General features: G+C 69.6%; 22 protein-coding genes. 12 read left to right on the top strand and 10 right to left on the bottom strand.

Translation table 11 applies throughout. The features are described from left to right. Both VE172_RS16585 and VE172_RS16590 read left to right on the top strand, forming a co-directional pair. Positions 1-244: hypothetical protein (locus VE172_RS16585; protein WP_324803046.1), on the top strand; the 244-nt coding region annotated here is incomplete at its 5' end. Between the two features lie 92 nt (positions 245-336). Beyond that, positions 337-1,464, top strand: a complete 1,128-nt coding sequence (locus VE172_RS16590; protein ID WP_349258422.1) for a cytochrome P450 — start codon at positions 337-339, stop codon at positions 1,462-1,464. Between the two features lie 33 nt (positions 1,465-1,497). Here the strand turns inward: VE172_RS16590 and VE172_RS16595 are convergent, their stop codons facing one another. Further along, on the bottom strand, positions 1,498-2,844 hold the full coding sequence (locus VE172_RS16595; RefSeq protein ID WP_414715113.1) for a peptidase C39 family protein: 1,347 nt from the start codon (positions 2,842-2,844) through the stop codon (positions 1,498-1,500). A gap of 148 nt (positions 2,845-2,992) precedes the next feature. Between VE172_RS16595 and VE172_RS16600 the strand changes: the two genes are divergently transcribed. After that, complete coding sequence (locus VE172_RS16600) at positions 2,993-4,909, top strand: DEAD/DEAH box helicase (RefSeq protein ID WP_324803049.1); 1,917 nt, start codon at positions 2,993-2,995, stop codon at positions 4,907-4,909. Continuing rightward, entirely contained in the window at positions 4,906-5,532 is a 627-nt protein-coding gene (locus VE172_RS16605; RefSeq protein ID WP_324803050.1) for an SWIM zinc finger family protein, read from the top strand. Before VE172_RS16600 ends, VE172_RS16605 begins: the two co-directional genes overlap by 4 nt. Before the next feature lie 4 nt (positions 5,533-5,536). On the opposite strand, the gene VE172_RS16610 is transcribed toward VE172_RS16605, so the two are convergent. Further along, positions 5,537-6,739 carry an alanine racemase gene (locus tag VE172_RS16610; protein ID WP_324803051.1) on the bottom strand — a complete coding sequence of 401 codons (1,203 nt, stop codon included), beginning with the start codon at positions 6,737-6,739 and terminating at the stop codon, positions 5,537-5,539. 38 nt (positions 6,740-6,777) lie between these two features. Between VE172_RS16610 and VE172_RS16615 the strand changes: the two genes are divergently transcribed. Next, complete coding sequence (locus tag VE172_RS16615; protein WP_324803052.1) at positions 6,778-7,182, top strand: RidA family protein; 405 nt, start codon at positions 6,778-6,780, stop codon at positions 7,180-7,182. Here VE172_RS16615 and VE172_RS16620 read toward each other — a convergent pair. Further along, entirely contained in the window at positions 7,179-8,045 is an 867-nt protein-coding gene (locus tag VE172_RS16620) for a DUF389 domain-containing protein (RefSeq protein WP_324803053.1), read from the bottom strand. The two genes, VE172_RS16615 and VE172_RS16620, sit on opposite strands and share 4 nt — an antisense overlap. 211 nt (positions 8,046-8,256) lie before the next feature. Between VE172_RS16620 and VE172_RS16625 the strand changes: the two genes are divergently transcribed. The 5 genes from VE172_RS16625 to VE172_RS16645 all read left to right on the top strand — a co-directional run bounded on the left by VE172_RS16625 (position 8,257) and on the right by VE172_RS16645 (position 11,617). After that, complete coding sequence (locus tag VE172_RS16625; RefSeq protein ID WP_324803054.1) at positions 8,257-8,673, top strand: hypothetical protein; 417 nt, start codon at positions 8,257-8,259, stop codon at positions 8,671-8,673. Beyond that, a complete protein-coding gene (locus VE172_RS16630; protein ID WP_324803055.1) occupies positions 8,670-9,095 on the top strand; it encodes a hypothetical protein in 426 nt (141 codons plus the stop codon). The genes VE172_RS16625 and VE172_RS16630 overlap by 4 nt, the downstream gene beginning before the upstream one ends. Before the next feature lie 48 nt (positions 9,096-9,143). Continuing rightward, positions 9,144-9,878 carry a Clp protease N-terminal domain-containing protein gene (locus VE172_RS16635; protein WP_324803056.1) on the top strand — a complete coding sequence of 245 codons (735 nt, stop codon included), beginning with the start codon at positions 9,144-9,146 and terminating at the stop codon, positions 9,876-9,878. A gap of 190 nt (positions 9,879-10,068) precedes the next feature. Continuing rightward, positions 10,069-10,593: a hypothetical protein gene (locus VE172_RS16640; RefSeq protein ID WP_324803058.1), complete on the top strand. Its 525-nt coding sequence runs from the start codon at positions 10,069-10,071 to the stop codon at positions 10,591-10,593. A gap of 13 nt (positions 10,594-10,606) precedes the next feature. Beyond that, positions 10,607-11,617: a hypothetical protein gene (locus VE172_RS16645; RefSeq protein ID WP_324803059.1), complete on the top strand. Its 1,011-nt coding sequence runs from the start codon at positions 10,607-10,609 to the stop codon at positions 11,615-11,617. Between the two features lie 54 nt (positions 11,618-11,671). Here VE172_RS16645 and VE172_RS16650 read toward each other — a convergent pair whose 3' ends face one another. Next, entirely contained in the window at positions 11,672-12,241 is a 570-nt protein-coding gene (locus VE172_RS16650; protein WP_324803060.1) for a hypothetical protein, read from the bottom strand. Between the two features lie 222 nt (positions 12,242-12,463). On the opposite strand from VE172_RS16650, the gene VE172_RS16655 reads away from it, so the two are divergent. Beyond that, positions 12,464-14,008, top strand: coding sequence for a molybdopterin-dependent oxidoreductase (locus VE172_RS16655; protein ID WP_324803061.1), 1,545 nt, complete (start codon positions 12,464-12,466; stop codon positions 14,006-14,008). Here VE172_RS16655 and VE172_RS16660 read toward each other — a convergent pair. From VE172_RS16660 to VE172_RS16685, 6 genes are all read right to left on the bottom strand, one after another. Then, a complete protein-coding gene (locus tag VE172_RS16660) occupies positions 13,997-14,977 on the bottom strand; it encodes a lactonase family protein (RefSeq protein ID WP_324803062.1) in 981 nt (326 codons plus the stop codon). The two genes, VE172_RS16655 and VE172_RS16660, sit on opposite strands and share 12 nt — an antisense overlap. 44 nt (positions 14,978-15,021) lie before the next feature. After that, positions 15,022-16,212 carry a cation:proton antiporter gene (locus VE172_RS16665; RefSeq protein ID WP_324803064.1) on the bottom strand — a complete coding sequence of 397 codons (1,191 nt, stop codon included), beginning with the start codon at positions 16,210-16,212 and terminating at the stop codon, positions 15,022-15,024. Positions 16,213-16,221: 9 nt separating this feature from the next. Continuing rightward, complete coding sequence (locus tag VE172_RS16670; RefSeq protein ID WP_324803065.1) at positions 16,222-16,704, bottom strand: cation:proton antiporter regulatory subunit; 483 nt, start codon at positions 16,702-16,704, stop codon at positions 16,222-16,224. Between the two features lie 92 nt (positions 16,705-16,796). Further along, on the bottom strand, positions 16,797-17,165 hold the full coding sequence (locus tag VE172_RS16675) for a thioredoxin family protein (protein ID WP_324803066.1): 369 nt from the start codon (positions 17,163-17,165) through the stop codon (positions 16,797-16,799). Positions 17,166-17,239: 74 nt separating this feature from the next. Then, a complete protein-coding gene (locus VE172_RS16680) occupies positions 17,240-18,070 on the bottom strand; it encodes a DUF1028 domain-containing protein (protein WP_324803067.1) in 831 nt (276 codons plus the stop codon). Beyond that, entirely contained in the window at positions 18,067-18,402 is a 336-nt protein-coding gene (locus VE172_RS16685; RefSeq protein WP_324803068.1) for an ArsR/SmtB family transcription factor, read from the bottom strand. Before VE172_RS16685 ends, VE172_RS16680 begins: the two co-directional genes overlap by 4 nt. A 98-nt stretch (positions 18,403-18,500) precedes the next feature. Here VE172_RS16685 and VE172_RS16690 point away from each other — a divergent pair, with 98 nt between their 5' ends. Next, a complete protein-coding gene (locus VE172_RS16690; RefSeq protein ID WP_324803069.1) occupies positions 18,501-19,661 on the top strand; it encodes an MFS transporter in 1,161 nt (386 codons plus the stop codon). Positions 19,662-19,712 lie beyond the last annotated feature (51 nt).

The following is a 19,712-nucleotide window of genomic DNA, read 5'->3' on the forward strand; positions in this document are numbered from 1 at the left end:
CACGGACCTGAGCGACGACGAGCTCGCCGCGGCCTTCGCCGACAACCCGCTGGGCCAGGAGCGGCAGCAGACGCCGCTGGCGGTGGTGGTGCGCGGGCCGCGGCTGCCGGTGCCCGCCGCGGCGTCCGATCGCCGCGACCAGGCCGACCGCCTGCCGCTCAACCCGCCGTACGACGAGGCGCGCGGGGCGGGGCGCCACGACGTTCGCGAGGCCCAGCCGTCGCGCTCGAAGGACGCCTCGTGACGCCCCGATAGGCTCCCTCGGTGCGCGAAGGGACCCGGGTGTTTCGGTTGTGGGACGGCGAGCCCGACGCCGCGGTGGAGCGGCGTGACGGCATGGTCGTGGTGTCGCGCCACGCCCTGGTCCGCCAGGTCCTCAACGACCCCGCGACCTTCGCCGCCGACAACGCGCTGGACGCCGCCTCCCCGATCCCGGTGGAGGCGATGCGCATCCTGGCGCGCCGCGGCTTCCGGCTGCCAGCCACCCTGGCCAACAACTCCACCGCCAGCCACCCGGCGCTGCGCGCCATCGTCGCCGAGGCCCTGGCACCCGCCCGGGTGGAGGCGCTGCGCGGCTGGCTCACCGGGCTGGTGCGCCGCCGCCTGATCCCGGTGGAGCGGCGGCTGCGCGCGGGCGAGGACGTCGACCTGTATCCCGTGCTGGCGGCCGACATCCCGCTGCTCGTGCTGTCGCGGCTGGTGGAACTCCCCCGCGACGACACCGCGCTGGTCAAGCGGTTCTCCCGCGCGGCGCTGGAGCTGTTCTTCGCCCGGTCGTCGCCGTCGCGGCAGCGCGAACTGGCCGAGCTGGTGGGCGAGTATCACGCCCGGCTGCGCCGATTCGTCCGCTCGGCGGGCGGCATGGTGGCGCGCGTGAGAGCCGAGTGCCGCGCCGACGGCCTCGGGGAGGACGGCGTGGTGGCGGCGCTGTTCTTCCTGCTGGTGGCCGGGCAGGAGACCACCTCGCAGTTCCTCACCCTGCTGCTGCGCGAGATGCTGGCCCGCCCCGAACTCGCCCGCGGCATCGTGCGGGGCGGACACGGCGTCGACGCCGTCGTGGAGGAGGGGCTGCGGCTGTGTCCACCGATCGTGAGCTGGCGCCGCGTCGCGACCATGGACACCACATTGGATGGTCGGGAGGTTCGCGCCGGGGACAGCGTCCTGTTGTGGCTGCAGGCCGCGGGAACCGAGGCGTGCGGGGAATCCTTCGTGCCCGGCCAGCGCGGCTCGCGCCGCCATCTGGCGTTCGGGGCCGGGGCGCATCGCTGTCTCGGCGCCCACCTGGCCCGCATGGAGGCCGCGGTGGTCGCCGCCGAGGCCGCGCCGGCGCTGCGCGGCTGCCGCGTGACGCGCGAACCCCGTTGCCCGGACAACCTGTCGTTTCGAATGCCCGACGCGCTCGTCGTGGCCCGAACGGTGCCAAGGCCCCCGGGCTGCAACGCGAAACGGACATCGCGCGGTTGAAGTCCGGGGACCTTGGTGGAGGGGAGAGGGGGGTCAGTTGTGGACGCTGGGAAGGTCCGGCCACTGCTTGTCGGTCGGCTTGTACAGATAGCACACTCCGCCGGAGCCGCCGAGGATCTTGCCGTCGGCGTCCTTTCGCTTGGTGCGCAACCAGATGTTCTCGAACTGGCGGCGCTTGTACACCCGGCGCACGCCCTCGTCGTCCTTCGACACCGGGTCGTTGGCGATCACGTCGCCGTCCTTGGTGAACCCGATGACCGTCATCAGGTGGCCCGCCGTGCCGTAGCCGGCGCCGTCGAGTTCGCTTTCGATGAAGGACTGCGAGGTGATGATCGGGAAGCCCGCCTTGACGAGCTTCTCGGCGTCGTCGAGCGAGCGCAGCCGGGTGACGATCGCGTCCATGTCCTTGTAGGTCGCGGCGTAGGCGGCGTTGAACGGCCAGTTTCCGCAGCCGTCGTAGGCCTTGTCGTACGTGGAGCGCGCCGAGAAGTCGACCTGCGGGTCCTGGTAGCTCGGGTCCACCCAGGACAGATCGTCCTTGGTGGGCTTGCGGCCCCACGATTCGATGATCATCTGGGACGACGTCGGCGAGCACCACGCCTCGCCGCCGCCCCCGTACTCCGGGTACTGTCCGGAGTGGATGCTTTGCGAGAACCGCGGCACCTTCAGCTCGACGCCCGCGGCCTCGCCGGGCTTGGAGGCGGGCACCTCGAAGCGGTCGGGGATGAAGGAGCTCATCGCGCCCACCCGCCACACCGTGGGGGTGATGTCGGTGCCCGGCTTGCGGCACAGGGTCACGCGCAGCTGGTACGACGCCAGCTGGTGTGTTTCCGGGTCGCTCATGGTGAAGGTGTCGGTGTCGATGAAGCTCCGGTCGTCCTTCTGTTTGTCCACAGAGGTACGCGTGACGTCCTTTTCTCCCTTGCACCAGATTCCCATGGTGTACCAGGGGGTCTGCTTGCCGTCCTCGTACGAACCGCGCATCTCGGTCCGCAGCCAGGATCCCTCGGGAGTGTCGACATTCCAGCTCGCCACCAACTGGCTGGCGCCGAACTTCAACTTGTGGGTGGGCGAGGTCCAGGTGGCGATCTCCCATTCGCTGGACTGACCGGTGTGCGGGTCCTTGTAGGTTATGGTGTCGATCGCCTTGGACACCACGATTCCGGCGCGGCCTCCGGGGCTCGCGGCCACTCCGTCGGCCTTGCCCTGTGCCCATTCCTCGGCGGATCTCCACGAGACGAAGTCCACATTCGCGTCGGCGTCGTGGGTCTTGCCCGGCGACAGGTCGTCGTCGGCGAACGCCAACCGCGACGCGACTACAGTGGAGGTAGCGGCCAGACCGGCAGCCAGGATAGCCCGGCGCGACATATATTTCCTCATGTGACGGGTCCTAGATAGATATCGATGAGGGTCAGCGAGCGCATGATCGAATGTTCATCACCATTCATAAAGGTATGATCCATAATTTGCACATAGCAACCTAACCGCGTTATGGTGTCGCACCACTCCGCAATCGAAAGGTGCTGATTTGCTGCCCGACCGGCTTCAGGCAACCTTCAGTCCCGATCCCCAGAATCCCGCACGCGGCCTCATGCTGTGGTGGGGCGCCGACGCCGTGGACTCGGCTCGCGCCCTGGGATTGCCGGACGGCGCCCCGGGCCGGGCGCTGCTGGCGATCCCGGACGAGAACGGGTTGAGCGCCCGCCGGGTGCCGGTGCGCACCGTTCCGTTGACCCAGGCGCTGCCGCCGCTGGCGACGCTGCGGCCCACCAAGAGCACCAGCGACGCGGTGAAGGCGTGGCGCATCGCCGCGCAGTGGGTGCTGTCGAACGCCGACGGCGGACGGCTCGACGAGCTGGCCGCCGCGCTTCCCCCGGCCGCCCACGCGGCCTGCCGGGACGACGCCACGGTGTGGACGCCCGCGGCGACGCTGCGGGGGTTCGCCACGGCGGTGCGCTCGGCATACATGTCCACAAGCGACATCGGCCAGGAGCTGGAGAACGCCCGCGAGTCCACCGCCGACGTCGAGGCGATCCGCGCGACGCTGCGCCCCTACCAGCGCAACGGCGTGGCCTGGCTGCGGGCGGTGGCCTCGTGTCGGCGCGGCGCCCTGCTGGCCGACGACATGGGTCTGGGAAAGACCCTGCAGGCGATCGCGCTGTTGGCCGACCGCGACGGCGCCCGCCCGCATCTGGTGGTGTGCCCGACCTCGGTGGTAGGCAACTGGGCGCGCGAGGTGGAGAGGTTCGCGCCGGGGATGGCGGTGGTGCGCCACCACGGGCCGCAGCGCCGCGAGGTGGCGCGTTTCGATCCCGGTAGCGTGGTGATCACCAGCTACAATCTGTTGAAGCGCGACATCGACCTGCTGTCGATCATCGACTGGGACGTCGTGGTTCTCGATGAGGCGCAACAGATCAAGAATCACACCTCGCAGACGGCGAAAGCCGCGCGTCAATTGCCCGCCAATATTCGCCTGGCGCTCACCGGAACCCCGATGGAAAATCGGCTGTCGGAGTTGTGGTCGATTATGGATTTCGCGAATCCGGGAATTCTCGGCAGCTACTCACGTTTCAATAAGCGCTTCACGGTTCCCATTGAGTCTCGCCACGACGCGCGCATCACCGAGCGGCTGCGCACCATTGTCCGCCCGTTTCTGTTGCGGCGCCTGAAGAGCGAGGTCGCCGCGGACCTGCCCGCCAAGCAGGAGTCGATCGTCAGCTGCTCGATGACCGCCGAGCAGGCCAGGCTGTACCGCACGGCGGTGGATCGGGCGCTGGGCGACGGGTTCGGTTCCGGGATCCAGCGCCACGGACGGATCCTGAAGCTGCTCACCGAGCTGAAGCAGATCTGCAACCACCCGGCCCACTACCTGCGCCAGACCGCGCCGCTGTCGGGCCGTTCGGGGAAGCTGGCGCGCGCCACGGAGCTGCTGGCGGAGGCGGTGGAGGAGGGCTCGCAGTCGCTGGTGTTCACGCAGTACCGCGTGATGGGCGAGCTGCTGGCGACGCACCTGCGCGAGACGCTGGGGCTGGCGAGGGTGCCGTTCCTGCACGGCGGGGTGTCCCAACCGGCGCGCGACGCCATGGTGGAGGAGTTCCAGTCCTCGGCGGCTCCCCCGCCGATCCTGCTGGTGAGCCTCAAGGCCGGCGGTACCGGCCTCAACCTGACCGCCGCCACCCATGTCGTCCACTATGACCGGTGGTGGAATCCGGCCGTCGAGGACCAGGCCACCGACCGGGCCCACCGGATCGGCCAGACCCAGCCGGTGGACGTGTACAAGCTGGTCACGGGCGGCACCCTGGAGGAACGCATCTCCGATCTGTTGGAACGCAAACGATCCCTGGCCGAGGCGATCGTGGGCACCGGGGAGGACTGGATCACCACCATGGACGATTCCCAGCTGCGCAAGCTCGTCGAGCTGTCCGAGCTGGAGGTGGCGGAGTGACGACGTACGGCCGCACCGACTGGGGAAAGCGCTGGCTGCGCACCCTCGAGCAGCTCGGGCTCACCTACCCTGATTCGCGGATGGCGCGGGGACGCGGCCTGGTCGGCAAGGAGGCCGTCGACCTGCTGCACGCCGAGCCCGGCGAGATCTCGGCGTGGGTCGACGCTCCGCGCAAGTCCTTCGGGGTGTCCATCACGCTGCCGATCTTCGACGCGGCGCGCTGGAGGCGCTTCGACGAGGTGACCGCGTCGCGGCTCGGCAACCTGGCCGACCTGATGGACGACCGGCTGCCGACGGGCATCGATCGCCAGCTGGAACCGTTCGGGCTGTCGCTGTTCCCCTCCGACGGCGAGCTGTCGACCTCGTGCCCGTGCAAGGACCGCACGCCGGTGTGCGTGCACGTCATCGCCGTGACCCACGCCTTCACCGTGTGGTTCGACGACGACCCGTTCCTGTTGCCGCTGATGCGGGGGCGCGAACGCTCCGACCTGATCGACGCGCTGCGCGCCTCGGTGCCCGCCATCGACCTCGGGGCGCCGCTGGACGAGACCATGCCGGTCGCCGAGCTGGCCACGGCGGACTTCTACGCCTCGACGACGAACCTGGAAGCCCTGGCGCGCTGACGATCTAGAAGAAGGTGCGGATCGCGTCGATCACGACGTCGTCGGCGTCCAGCACCGGAATCAGGCTCCACTTGTCGAAGGCGGTGCACGGGTGCGAGATGCCCAGGCGCACCCGGGTTCCCACGGTGAGGTCGGTCAGGTCGCCGCGAAGGAAGGCGTGCTGGTCGTTGAGGTCGGTGACGGTGGCGCCCGGGAGGTCAAGGGGCAGGGGCATTCCGGCGTCGAAGGGCAGGTCGCGGCGGCCCGCGTCCAGGATCGCCAGACCCGGTTCGGGCATGGACAGCACCGTGGCGTGCAGCCGCAGCGCCGCGCGCAGGTCGGGTCCCGCGCCGCCCCGGGCGGCGGGGGTGACTCGGGCGTAGAGGCCGTCGTCATGTGTCACATACGATCCCGCGCGCAGCACGGTGCGGGAGGGACAGCCGCCGAGGAAGCCCAGCCGCTCGGCGACCTGGTCGACGTACTGGCTGCCGCCCACCGTCAGCATGGGGGTGTCGGTCTCGAAGCTCAGCGATTCGAACAGGGCGCGCAGTTGGCCGAGGAAGCCGTCAACGGTCGCCAGGTCGGCGGGCCCGGTGCCGTGGGTGAGGGCGCCCTCGTAGCCCGAGACCCCGACCAGGCGCAGGCCGGGTGCCGAACGGATCGTCGCGGCCACCTTGCGGGCCGCGTCGTAGTCGCGGACGCCCGCGCGGCCGTCGCGGCCGCCGAGTTCCACGCACACCGCGATGGACGTGCCGTCGCCGCGCAGCGCCTGATCCATCATGGACACCGTCGCCACCGAGTCGGCGAAGCACGTCACCTCGCCGCCGCGGGCGGCCCAGCGCACCACGTCCGGGTTGGGCAGTTCGTTGGCCACGATGACCCGCGGCACCCCGAACGCCCGCGCCACCGCCAGCTGCGCGGCATTGGCGACGGTGATCGCGCCGGCGCCCGCCTCCAGCTGTCGGCTCCAGATCTGGGGCGCCATGCTGGTCTTGCCGTGCGGCGCGTGGCCCAGGCCGTTGTCGCGGCACCATCGCGCCATGGCGTCGATGTTGTGGGACAGGGCGTCGGCGTCCAGCGTCATCACGGGAGTGCCCAATTGCGACAGACGGGGTCGGGCGCGCAGCCACTCGGCGACGGTGACCACCCGCGCGCCGGGGGCGATCGCCTTGTAACGCCAGTCCAGTCGCTCGTTGTCCAGGGCCCGCAGCGCGACCGCATCCAACATGTAAGGCTCCTTCATAAACGGCAAGGTATGTTACCGAGATGTCAGACAAGACCGCCATCAGCACCGATGCTGCCCCTCGCCCCGCCCACGCCTTCCCCCAGGGTGTCCGCAAGGGCCCGATCGTCCAGGTGTCGGGGCAGGGACCGGTGGATCCCGACACCGGGAACCTGGTCGGCGAGGGCGATGTCGCCACCCAGACCATCCGGGTGCTGCGCAACGTCGAGGCGATCCTGGCCGCCGGCGGCGCGACCTTCGAGGACGTCACCATGCTGCGGGTCTATCTGACCACACAGGACGATTTCGCGGCGATGAACGAGGCGTACGGCGCGTTCGTGTCCCAGCGGATCGGCGACGGAGTGGCGCCGTGCCGCACCACGGTTTTCGCCGGGCTGCCGCGCGAGGGCATGCTGGTGGAGATCGACGCCCAGGCCGTGGTCCTCTAGCGCGACAAGCGATCCCGCAGCCCGGCGCGGCCGAAGATGATGCGCTGCGCCACCAGCGTCGCGATGCCCGCGGTCACCATCCCCGCGATGTTGACGCCCAACTGGATGGCCGAGGGAGTCACCTCGCTCCAGTGGGACAGGGCGGCGGCCAGCGCGATGTAGGCCGCGGCCGGCACGGTGGTCACCGAGATGAACACCCCCACCAGGGACGAGGACTTGTCGGAGGTCACCGACAGGATCCCGGCGACCCCGGCCAGCAGGGCCACGATGAAGGACCACTTGTCGGGCTTGACGATGAACTGGGTCTCCCGCCCGGTTCCGTCCAATAGCGACGGATCGATCCAGCCCCACCTGTAGGAGACGTACGCGCACACGCAGGTCACCGCGATCGCCAGCAGGAAGCCGAGCACCAGCGTCGACGCCGCCACGCCGATGCGGCGGAACTCGCCGTGCAGCGACCACAGCGAGATCGCCGCGATCGGCCCGAACTCCGGGCCCAGGACCATGGCGCCGACGATCAGGATCGGCGAGTCCTGCACCACGCCGATGGCCGCGATCTGCACGGCGACGGCCAGGAAGGCGGCGTAGGACCAGGTGAAGCGGCTGGACTGGTCGACGCGCTGGGCCAGCTCCTCCCAGACCACGGCGTCGTCGCCCTCGCCGGGGGCCGCCTCCTCGGCGTTGTCGGCGCCCTCCGACACCGACAGGTCCACCCGCTGCATGGCGATGGAGCCGGTGTGGTCGACGCCCAGGGCGTCGAGGCGATCCAGCACGTCGTTGACGGCCTCGCGCGCGATGTCGCACATGACGACGTCCCCGGCCGGTTCGCGGGCGGCGCCGGACAGCACTACGACATTGGTCACACCGCAATGCTCCTCGAGCATCGCGCAAATCTCGTCGGTGTCCGTCGGGGGGCAGATGATCCGCAGGTGCTGCACGGTGCATAACTGTATAAGGTGGACCCATACGGACCTAATCTGGCCATCCGTAACCATTCCCTCCACGGATCGTTACGTGAGCATGGCCGCATTCGTGAACTGGCCAAAGAAGTGGCGAACGCGTAGGCTAATCGCCATGGCAGGCTCGCACGCATACACGTTGTCCGCGGACGACCCACACGCGGTCGCCGAGGCAGTGGGGCGTGCCGCGGCGGGCAGCGTCGTCCGTCTGGTGCGGGGCGACGAGCAGATCGCCGACATCACCCCGCCCGACCCGGACGCGGCGTTTCGCCCGCTGCTTGCCGAGATCGAGGCCCGCGCCGCGGCGATCACCGCGGCCCATCCCGACCCGGACGACCTGGAGAACTGGCAGCGCGCCGAGCGGCTGCACCACCGGTGGCGCACCACCGGCCGGCTCCCGTCCGAAGTGGATTACGCCAGTCAGCTGCGCAAGCTGAACATCCTGTCCCCCGCGCAAATCGCCGAACAGGCGTCCGCCATGGTGTGTGCCGACGCCGAGGCCCTGATCTACTACCCGCTTCCGGAGCGGTGAGCGCGGCCCGACCCGGCTCGCTGGAGGTCAGCGGCTGGATCATCGACCTTCCCGCGCTCATCGAAGTCGCCGAGGCCACCGACTACGCCGGCTCGGTCGAGGAGACCGCCCGCCGCCTGGGCCTGACCCTGCTGGTTCCGCTTCCGGTGCTGGACGAGGCGTGGGCGGGCCAGGAACACGTCAAGCAGCGCGACCGACTGGCCAAGCTGTACCTCCCCCGCGGGCCGTGGATGCCCGCGCGCTACGCCGACGTCCCCACTCCCCTGCTGGCCACCCACACCGAGATCTGCGACGGCGACACCGCGCTCGGGCTGGTCGCGGCCCTGGCCCACCTGCGGGGTTGGCCGGTGGTCACCAGCGACCGACGCGGCAAACTGCTGACCGACGCGGCGCCCGGGGTGTTGACGGTCCCGTGCAACTAGCGTCAACTTGAGGTTGACAGACCGGAATCGTCAACCTATGGTTGACGCATGTCGACCGAACTCCCCGTCCGACTGGACGAACTCATCTCATTCATCACCGAACACGACAACGACGCCCTCAACCAGCTGGAGCGCGCCTGCCAGCTGGCCGCGGCCCTCGACGAGCAGTCCGACCACCTGATCGGGCACTTCGTGGACCAGGCGCGGCGCTCCGGCGCCTCCTGGAGCCAGATCGGCCAGCACATGGGCGTGTCCAAACAGGCCGCCCAGAAGCGCTTCGTGCCCACCGGCTTCGAGCACCTCGACCCGTCCGACATCACCGGCGGCCAGTTCTCGCGGTTCACCGCGCGCGCCAAGGTGGTCATGCAAAAGGCGGACCTGGTGTCGCGCAACCACCTCCACGCCGCCATCGAGCCGCTGCACCTGCTGCTGGGGCTCGCCGAGGAGCCCAACAGCATCGCCTGCCGCGCCATCGAGGCCCAGGGGCTGGCCATCGACGCGCTCACCGCGGCCGCCGAGGCGGCGCTGCCGGCCGACGGCGACACGCCACGCCCGGCCGAGCGCGCCTTCTCCGACGCCGCCGGCAACGTCCTGAAGCTCACCCTGCGCGAGGCTCTTGGCCTGGGGCACAACTACATCGGCACCGAGCACATGCTGCTGGGCCTGCTGGCGTCCGATAACCCGGCCTCCGCTGTGCTCGGCGACAACGGCATCACCAAGGACGCGTCCAAGGAGGCCGTGGTGGCGCAGCTGCGCCAATGGTCCAAACAGAACAAAGACTGACAAAGGCCGCCAATCCGAGAACGTGGTGTAACCGCTTGCACGCAGCGGTAACACCACGTTTTGTGTTGGCACACCGGGACTTTCGTCCCGGCTGAATACCCGATACGCTTTGCGGACCCTAACGAGAGGAGATAACGCCATGTGTGGCGTGACAGGTGGAGATCTCTACCATCTCTGGAAAATAGCGAACGTGTATCTACCCAGGGTCGCGGCGGTGTACGCCGGTGGAAGCCAGTCCGCGGGCAAGACCCAGAACACCTCGGGCAAATTCATCACCGACACCTCCGGCGACCACGGTGCGATCGACAGTCCGATCTACGCGCCGTTCGACCAGTGCCGCAGCGAGTGGCAGCACATTCTGGCGCAGGCGGCGACCAACACCTACGACGCGTGCGACGCGATCAACAAGGCGATCGACAACTTCAGCCAGACCGACACCGATGCCGGCGACGACCTGAACAAGATCCTCGACGGCAAGGGTTACGACGGTCACAAGCCGTTGCATGACCCCGACAACCCCGCGTCCAACCCGGTCAGCGACACGAACCACGACCACCGCTACGACAAGCCCGACAAGGATCACAAGCCGGTGGAGCCGTACGACGGTTATCAGTCGGAGGGCGACCAGGGCGTGCCGGACTACAACCACGACGGCAAGGTCGACGACGCCGACCGCAAGCACCTGCTGGACCAAGCAAACGCGACACCGCAATAGAGAGTGACTATCGATGAGTTTTTACCAAACCTCGGAGCTTCGCGGTAAGGGCAACGAAATCGTCAAGGCGGCCAACGACGCGACCGACCGCGAGATCCGGGACTACAAGACGTCCCACACGGCCGACGGTCCCCACGGCTCCACGTATACGCCGGTGCGGTTCACCAACCCCGACACTGGTGCCACCATGAGCGAGGACGAGTTCCGCAGCTGGTTGCAGGGGCAGTTCTCCCAGATCCCGGACATCGTCGTCAATCACGGCAACCCCGACCCGAAGAACTTCGACGGCATCATCAAGGACCTGGAGCAGGTCGAGGGGTCGTTCGGCGGCGGCAAGGGCGCCACCAAGAACCCCGATCTGGACCTGGCCGACACCGCCAAGGGCGAGCTCGGCGACAACTGGCAGGGCGTGTTCGCCGAGAACCTCACCGACAACATGCTGTCGCCGTTCCCGGTGATCAACGAGAACCACGGCAAGGTCGCCCACATGCTGGCCGAGTCCATGCGGGGCACGAAGAACATCTACAACGGCAAGCGCGCCGACCTGTCCGGACTGATCGACAACACGATCAAGGCGCTCAACGACTGCGGCAACAAGCACGGTTCCCACGTGCCGCTGGCGCTGTCGGTGACGGCCGCGCTGACCGGCGTGGTGGCGGCGGTGCTGGCGGTTCCCACCGCCGGCGGTTCGCTGGCGGTCTATGGCGCCACGGTCGGGCTGACGGTGCTGGGCGCCGGCGCGGTGATCACCAACGCGTCGCTGGCGGACGCGAAGACCAACGTCGGCGGCAAGACGGTCAACGAGGTCATCGACAGCTTCTTCCAGCGGCTCGGCGACTGTTCAGATGCCGTATCCAAAGAGGAACAAAAAATGGTGTCGGCGCTGAACAAGAACCACACCGCGCTGGTGTCGATGCAGCAACTAGCCAAGGACGGCCGAGTCGCCAGCCCGTTGGCGCCGATGCGTCCCAAGATCGACGACGCGAAGAACCCCACCTCGGGCCTGGAACCAAAAGCCGACTAATTCAAAGAAAGACGGGTGCCCTGCGACCGCGGTCGCGGGGCACCCGTTCCTGGCCTAGCTCTGCTTTCGCGGGTCGTCGTTCACCCGCAGGATCATCGGGACGTTGAGCCCGAAGTACTTGTCCTTCAACAGGATCTCCTGCCGTTTGGAGTCCAGCTGCACGTCGCGCAGCGCGCTGAGGCATTCGGCGATGAACTCCTCCTCGTCCAGCTTCTCGAGGGTTCCGGGGCGGATCTGCACCTTCCAAAACGCCATGCCCTTGGCGCGACCCCGCACCACGCCCCCTTTAGACCGTCCCTCGGCGACTATCTCCGAGATCTCCTTGTTGTAGTCGCGGTCCCTGACGTCGGGCGGATTCTTCTCCATCTTCTCCGCCTCGCCCTCGGTGACGCTGTACACCGTTGCCAGCGCCTGAAAGTATCCCCGGCGCACGCCCGTCCACCCCAGGGTGCACAGCCGGGACAACTGATGTTCCAAGGTCGCCTCGTCGTAGCGCTTGTACGCGCCCGGACGCATCGCCAGGGCGACGTCGTCGGCCTCCCCGCTGATCTTCGCCTTGATCTGGTTGTCGGGCGACGTGACCTCGACTCTCAGGACGTCAAGCTGCTCTTGCAGACTCGGCACACCGTGCCTCACTTTCGTCATCGCGGGCCAGAAGGCGGCCGGAGCCTTCCGGGTCGGCGAATGTACTTTAATTCACCTTGTCGGTCAAAGAGAACCGCCCGCAAGGACCGCTTCCCGCAGGTAATCGCGGTGACACTCTCGGCATGCGCGTCGGCGTCCGCGTGCTCTTACGAAAGGCTTACGCGGCATGGCCGCGGTTTCGGGACGCGGGATCATGGAGGGGTGAGCCAAGACAGTAACGCATCGGTGGGCTGGCGCGCCGCGGCGGCCTGCGGGGTGGCCGCGGCGGCGGTCGCGCTCGCCGTCGGCGAGATAGCCGCGGCCGTGCCCGCGCCCCGGGCCGCACCGCTATCGGCCGTGGACGACGTCGTGGTGGCCGCGACGCCGGGCGGGCTGGTGCGGTGGGCGACGTCCACCTTCGGCACCTCGGACAAGTTCGTGCTGGGGCTGGGCACGGTGATCGTGGCGCTGGCCTTCGCGGGGGTCATCGGGGTGGCCGCGCGGCGGCGCCTGTGGTTCGGATTCCTTGGCATCGCGGCGTTCTCGGCACTCGGTGTGGCCGCCGCGGTGACCAGACAGGACGCGTCGTGGTGGTGGGGCTATCCGTCCATCATCGGCGGCGTGGCCGGCGGCGCCGTGCTGTGGGGGCTGCTGCGGCTGGCGGTACGTCCCGGTCCCGAGGTCGCCGATCCGCTGGTGTACGCGCGGCGGCGCTTCCTGTACACGGTGGGGGCCACCATCGGCGGTGCCGCCGTGGTGGGCTACGCGGCGCGCGCCTGGGGCCAGGGCGTCATCACCGACGCCGCCCGCGACGCGGTGAAGCTGCCCGCGCCGACCGACCCGGCGCCCGGGCTGCCGTCCGGCGCACGGCTGGATGTCAAGGGCATCACGGGATGGAAGACGTCCAACGCCGACTTCTACCGCATCGACACCGCGCTGACCACCCCGCGCGTCGACCCGTCCGGCTACCGGCTGCGGATCCACGGCCGCGTCCACAAGGAACTGACGCTGTCCTTTGACGACCTGTTGAAGCGGGACCTGATCGAGCGCGACATCACGCTGTCGTGTGTCTCCAATGAGGTGGGCGGCGACCTGGTGGGCAACGCGCGCTGGATCGGCGTGCGGCTGGACGACCTGCTCGACGAGGTCCGCCCGCACGCGGGCGCCGATCAGCTGGTGGGCCGCTCCGTCGACGGGTTCACCGCCGGCGCGCCCACCAAGCTGTGCCGCGACGGGCGCGACGCCATGCTCGCGGTGGGCATGAACGGCGTCCCGCTGCCGGTGGAGCACGGCTTTCCGGTGCGGATGATCGTTCCGGGCCTGTACGGCTACGTGTCGGCCACCAAGTGGCTCACCGAGCTGGAGCTGACGTCCTTCGACGACTTCGACTCCTACTGGATCCCCAAGGGCTGGGCGCTGCCGGCCCCGGTCAAGACCGCCTCGCGCATCGACGTGCCCCGCGCCAAGGCCGGCGCCGGAACGGTGGCGGTGGCGGGCGTGGCGTGGGCGCAGCATCGCGGGATCTCGAAGGTGGAGGTTCAGGTGGACAGTGGACAGTGGCACGAGGCGCGGCTGTCCACGGAGGTCTCCGGCGACACGTGGCGGCAGTGGGTGTGGAGCTGGGACGCCAAGCCCGGCGATCACACCCTGACGGTGCGGGCCACCGACGGCGACGGCAAGACCCAGACCAGCCAGCTGGCCCCGCCCGAGCCGAGCGGCGCCTCGGGATGGCACAGCGTCGAGGTCACGGTGTCCTTAGCCGGGTAGCACCCGCACGCTGGTGACCTCGGGGGCGTCGAAGGTCCCGCGCGCCACCGGAAGCGCGTCGGTGAGCGCGAAGGCCGCGACCGTTCCCGAGCGCTCGTTGGCCACGAACAGGCGCCCGTCGCCCGACAGGCACAGGTCGCGGGGCCAGGCCCCGCCGCACGGCACGGTGCCGATCAGGTCGCCCGCGGCCGGGTCGATCACCGCGATCGAGTCGTCGCCCCGGTTGGCCAGGTACACCCGGCCGTCGACGGCGACCACCACGCCGGACGGATGGTTGCCGTCGGCGGAAGCCGCGACGGTGCTCAGCGAACCGGTCGGCGCCAGGGTGCCGGTGGCGGCGTCCCACTCGCCGATCTCCAGGCGGGAGTTGAGCTCGCCGGCGATGTAGACGCGGGTGCCGTCGGGGGAAAAGGCCAGGTGCCGGGGCCCGCATCCCGGCGCCAGACGGGTCGCGCCGTGGCGCCGGAGGCCGCGATCACGGTTCCATTGGTACACAACGACTTCATCGGTGCCCAGGTCGCAGGCCAGCACCCAGCCGCCCTCGGGCGCGGGCACGGCCTGGTGGGCGTGCGGCCCGTCCTGGCGCTTGGGGTCGGGCCCGGCGCCGCTGTGCCGCACCACGCTGTCGGCCTCGCCGAGCGAGCCGTCGGCGGCGATCGGCAGCGCCGCGACGACGCCGTCGCCGTAGTTCGACACCAGCAGGTGGCCGTCGCCGACCAGGCTCAGGTGGCACGGCTCGTGGCCCCGCGAGGCCCTCGCGGTTCCCAGGGGCCGCAGCGCGGCGCCGTCGACGGCGAGGGCGTGCACGGCGCCGGGGCCCTCGAGATTCTCGCTGACGGCGTACAGCGCCCCGCCGTTCGGCGTCGGGATCACGTAGGACGGGTTGGTCAGTTCGACGCCCGCCTCCCGGCGTCCGGTGTCGGCATCGACGATGGCCACGGCGCGGTGGCTTCCCAGGGTCAGGCGCATCGGCCGAGCATAAAACAGTCAACAAACCTAAAAAACATGAGGGCTCACGCCGCCGCGCGGGCCCGGGCCCGCCGGGCCTTGCGGCGCACCCAGCCCTTGGCCATCGGCTCGACGACGCGGGTGATGAGCGGCCCGGCCACCACCAGGATCAGGACGTACGCCGCCACCAGCGGGCCGAGCCGGGAGTTCACCCCGGCCGAGACCGCGAACCCGGCGATGACGATGCTGAACTCGCCGCGCGGGATCAACAGGGCGCCGGCGCGCCAGGCACCCACGGTTCCCACGCCCGCCCGGCGCGCCGCCAGCAGGCCGGTGATCAGCTTGGTGGCGATGCCCACCACCGCCAACAGCGCGGCGACGCCCAGCACGGGCGGCAGCGTCTCCGGATTCGTCTGAAGTCCGAAGAAGACGAAGAAGATCGCCGCGAAGATGTCCTTCACCGGCTCGAGGAGTTCGCGGGCGCTTTGCGCCAGCTCCCCCGACAGCGTGATGCCGACCAGGAAGGCGCCCACCGCCGCCGAGACGTGCGCGTGCTCGGCCAGCCCGGCGACCAGCAGCACCAGACCCAGCACCTTGAGCACCAGGATCTCGTTGCTGGGACTGTGAAGGAAGCGCTCCACGACGCCGCCGAACTTGGCGGCGATCAACAGCGCCGCCGCCACCGCCACGACCGCGATCGCCAGCCCGAGACTCGCCTGGGCCAGTGCCAGCGAGGCCAGCACGGTGGTGACGATCGGCAGGTAGATCGCCATCGCGAGGTCTTCCATGACCAGGATGGACAGTACGGTCGGGGTCTCGCGGTTACCCAGCCATTGCAGGTCCGACAGCACCTTGGCGGTCACGCCCGAGGACGTCACGAACGTCACGCCGCCCAGGACGGTCGCGGCCACCGGTCCCCAGCCCAACAGCAGCCCGATCGCCACGCCGGGGGTGGCGTTGAGCACCAGGTCGAGCAGGCCCATCGGGGCGCCCTTGCGCATCGTCCCGAACAGCTCGGAGACGGTGTACTCCAGGCCGAGGGTGAACAGCAGCAGCACGACGCCGATCTCGGAGCCGACCTCGATGAACCCCTCGGTGGCCTTGAGCGGGGCGACGCCGCCGATGCCGAAGGCCAGGCCCGCCAACAGGTACAGCGGGATGGGCGAGATGCCGAACCGTCCGGCCAGGGCCGACAGGATGCCGAGGCCGATGATGACGGCGCCCAGCTCCAACAGGATCGAGGCGACTGAATCCACGTCTCGCGCCTAGCCCGCGGCCAGCAGGCCCTCGACGGCTCCCACTCCATCCTCGGTGCCGATGACGACGATGATGTCCCCGGCCTCGAAGCGGAAGTCGGGCCGAGGGCTGGCCAGCACCTCACCGTGCCGCACGACCGCCACAATGGACGCTCCGGTGCGGGTACGGGCCTTGGTATCACCGAGAGTCTTGTTGTCGTATGGGGAGTCGGTGTGAATCCGCACCTGGCGGGACACCAGCCCGTCGGCCTGGCGCTCCAGCTCCGCCAGCCGCTCCACGATCCGGGCGCCGCCCAGCAGCTCGGCCAACACGTTGGCCTCCTCGCCACTCAACACCACACACTCGCTGGTGGAGTCGGGGTCGTCCGGGTCGTAGATGATGAGTTCGCGCCGCCCGGAGCGGTGGGTCACCACTCCGAGGCGGCGTTCGCGTTCGGTGCCGAACTCGTAGCGCAACCCGATGCCCGGCAGGGCCGTGCGTTCGACGTCCATCGACCGTCCTTTGAACTCCAAGGCAGGCCCCCGTTCCCGCGCGTTATTGATACCGGCAGGGTGATCTTGCCATTCGCGGCCCCGTCCGACGGCTACTGGTCGGCGGTTTCGTTCTCCGCGCTGCGACGCACCTCGTCCATGTCGAGGTCGCGCACCTTGCCGATCAGCTCCTCCAGCGCCGTGGCCGGGAGCATGCCCGGCTGCGCGAAGACCAGGATGCCGTCGCGAAAGGCCATCAGGGTCGGGATCGCCGTGATGTTGGCCGCCTGCGCGATCTCCGGCTCCGCCTCGGTGTCGACCTTGCCGAAGGTGACGTCCGGGTTCTTCTCGGACGCGGCCTTGTAGGTCGGTGCGAAACGCCGGCACGGACCGCACCAGTCCGCCCAGTAGTCGACGAAGACGATGCCGTCACCCTTGATGGTCTCGTCAAAGGTCTCGGTTGTCAGGTCAACGGTGGCCATGTGTGTTCCCCTCAGTGATCGGTGACCGGCGGCGGATACCTCCGGTAGGTATGACAATGTCGGGGCGGCGGCACTTATTCCGCCGCGTCCCGGCGCAGCTGATCGAGCACCAGCGGGTCGATCTTGCCTGGTACGAGCCGCTCCTCCAGGTTGGCGATGCCCGCCCAGGAGTTGATCGCCGTCTCCAGGGTGCCGGTGTGGCCCAGCCGGGCCAGAAGCTGGCTCACCTCCTCGGCCAGTCCGTCCGACAGCGCCAGCAGCTCGGATTCCTCGGGCGTGCCGAAGTACAGGTGGTGGGCCTCGACGAGGCGGCCCAGCTCGGTGACCGGGTCGGCGTGGTCGTCGACCCGCAGGTCCATGGCCAGGTCGCTGGTGCCGCCGTATCCGGCGTTCTTGCCCACGATGTGAATCGCGGCGCTTTGGCGTCCGCGCCGATCGCCGCCGGCGGCGTCCCCGGCGGCCAGCGCCGCCAGCAGCCTCCGGGCGAAGTCGAGTTCCGTACGGGCGCACCAGGTGTCGCGCATCGCGTCGACCACCTGGGGCCCGGTCAGGATGTTGCCCTGGATCGCGTATCCGGGCCCGGCGTGGCCGCCCGCCCAGTGCGGGCAGTCGTCGCCGGTGTAGGTCGCGCCGCTTCCGCTGGTGCCGACCACCCCGAGCTGGCGCTGGCCGCGGCCACGGTCGCCGGCGATCAGCGCGGCCACGGTGTCCTCGGGCGCCACGCCGGTGTCCAAAAGGGTGAGTCCCTGCGGGCCGAAGGCGAGGTTCGCGTACGCCTGGGTGGCCAGCGCGCCGACCTCGGCCCGCGCGGCGGGCACCGCGGCGCCGACGGCCAGGAACTTGCTGGCCACGGCGACGCCGTGGAACAGTCCATCGTCGGAACGCGCCACGATCGAGAACGTCATGGACGCGACGATACCGGCGAATTCGCGTGCGCGGCGCGGAGTACGGCGTCCAGCAGCCCCGGGAAACGCTCCTGCAGCGCCTCGCGGCGCAGCCGGACGAACCGGATCCGACCATCCACTATGGTCGTCGTGACCCCGGATTCGCGCAGCGTCCGGAAGTGATGGGACGCGGTGGACTTGTGCACCCCGACGGACTCGGCGAGCGCGGCACACGGCGCCGCCGCGTCGGAATCCATCAGCCGCACCAGCTCCAGTCGCACCGGATCGGCCAGCGCCTGCATCACCGCGGCCAGCTCGATCTCGTCCCGCGGCGGGTGCGGCAGTTCCCGCATCGCTCCTCCTGAGTCACGCGTCACAGCAAAATAGTTTGATGACCATCAAACCTTTTGCTAGTTTGACCTCGGTCCAACTATTACACGAAAGGACCCTGGTGTTCAAGAAGCTCCTCCCCCTGGCGCTGGCCACCTTCGCGGTGGGCACCGACGCCTTCGTCATCGCGGGCCTGCTGCCCGACATCGCCGCCTCCCTCAAGGTGTCGGTCCCCGCCGCCGGCCAACTGGTCACCGCCTTCGCCCTCACCTACGCGCTCGCCGCGCCCGTGATGGGCGCGCTCACCGGCCGCCTCGACCGCCGCACGGCGCTGCTGCTGGCCCTGGCCATCTTCATCGTGGGCAACATCGCCACGGCCACCGCCACCGACTACCCCACCGCCATGGCCGCCCGGGTCATCACCGCGATCGGCGCCGGCGCCATTACCCCCGTCGCCGCGGCCACCGCCACGGCCGTGGCGCCAGCCGAAAAACGCGGCCAGGCCCTGTCCATCGTGGTGGGCGGTCTGACGGTCTCCACGGCGCTCGGCGTCCCGCTCGGCACCCTGATCGGCGGCACCGACTGGCGGCTCACCCTGTGGGCCGTCGCCGGCCTCAGCGTCATCGCGGTCGCCGGCATAGCCGCCGGCCTACCGCGCATCACCCTGCCCCCCAACCGTTTGCGCGACCGCCTCGCCCCGCTTCGCCAACCCGCGGTCCTGGTTCTGCTGGCCACCACCGGGATGATCCTGGCGGCCGGCTACACCTTCTACGCCTACATCGGACCGATCACCCACGCCGCGACCGGCGGTTCCACGGTCAAGCTCACCGCGATCCTGCTGGCCTACGGGATCGGCGGCGTCATCGGCAACTTCCTCGCCGGCCGCCTCTCCGACCGCTTCACCCCCGAACGCGTCCTGACGGTCACGCTCATCGTCTACATCGCCCTGGCCACCCTGACCCCGCTCACGACAACCCACCTCTGGCTCACCCTCCCCTGGGTGACGGCCTGGTCGGCGACCGGCTGGGGAACGACCGTCCCCCAACAGTCCCGGCTGGTCTCCCTGGCACCCCAATCCTCCACCATCCTGCTGGGCCTCAACTCCTCCGCCCTCTACCTCGGCACCGCAGCCGGCGGCGGCATCGGCGGCATCGCCCTGGGCTTTCTCCCCGCCCCCACCCTCGGCCTCCTCACGGCGGCCCTCGCCGCGCTCGCCCTGACAACCGTCGTCCTCACCACCCGCACCCGCCCCACCGTCTGTCCCATCCCCACCACCGGATAGCAGCTCGCGAGGGCGCGCGGGCCTCGTGTAAAGTGATGCCTCGCGCGCCCC

Source organism: Stackebrandtia sp., from assembly GCF_035643755.1.
Lineage (GTDB): Bacteria > Actinomycetota > Actinomycetes > Mycobacteriales > Micromonosporaceae > Stackebrandtia.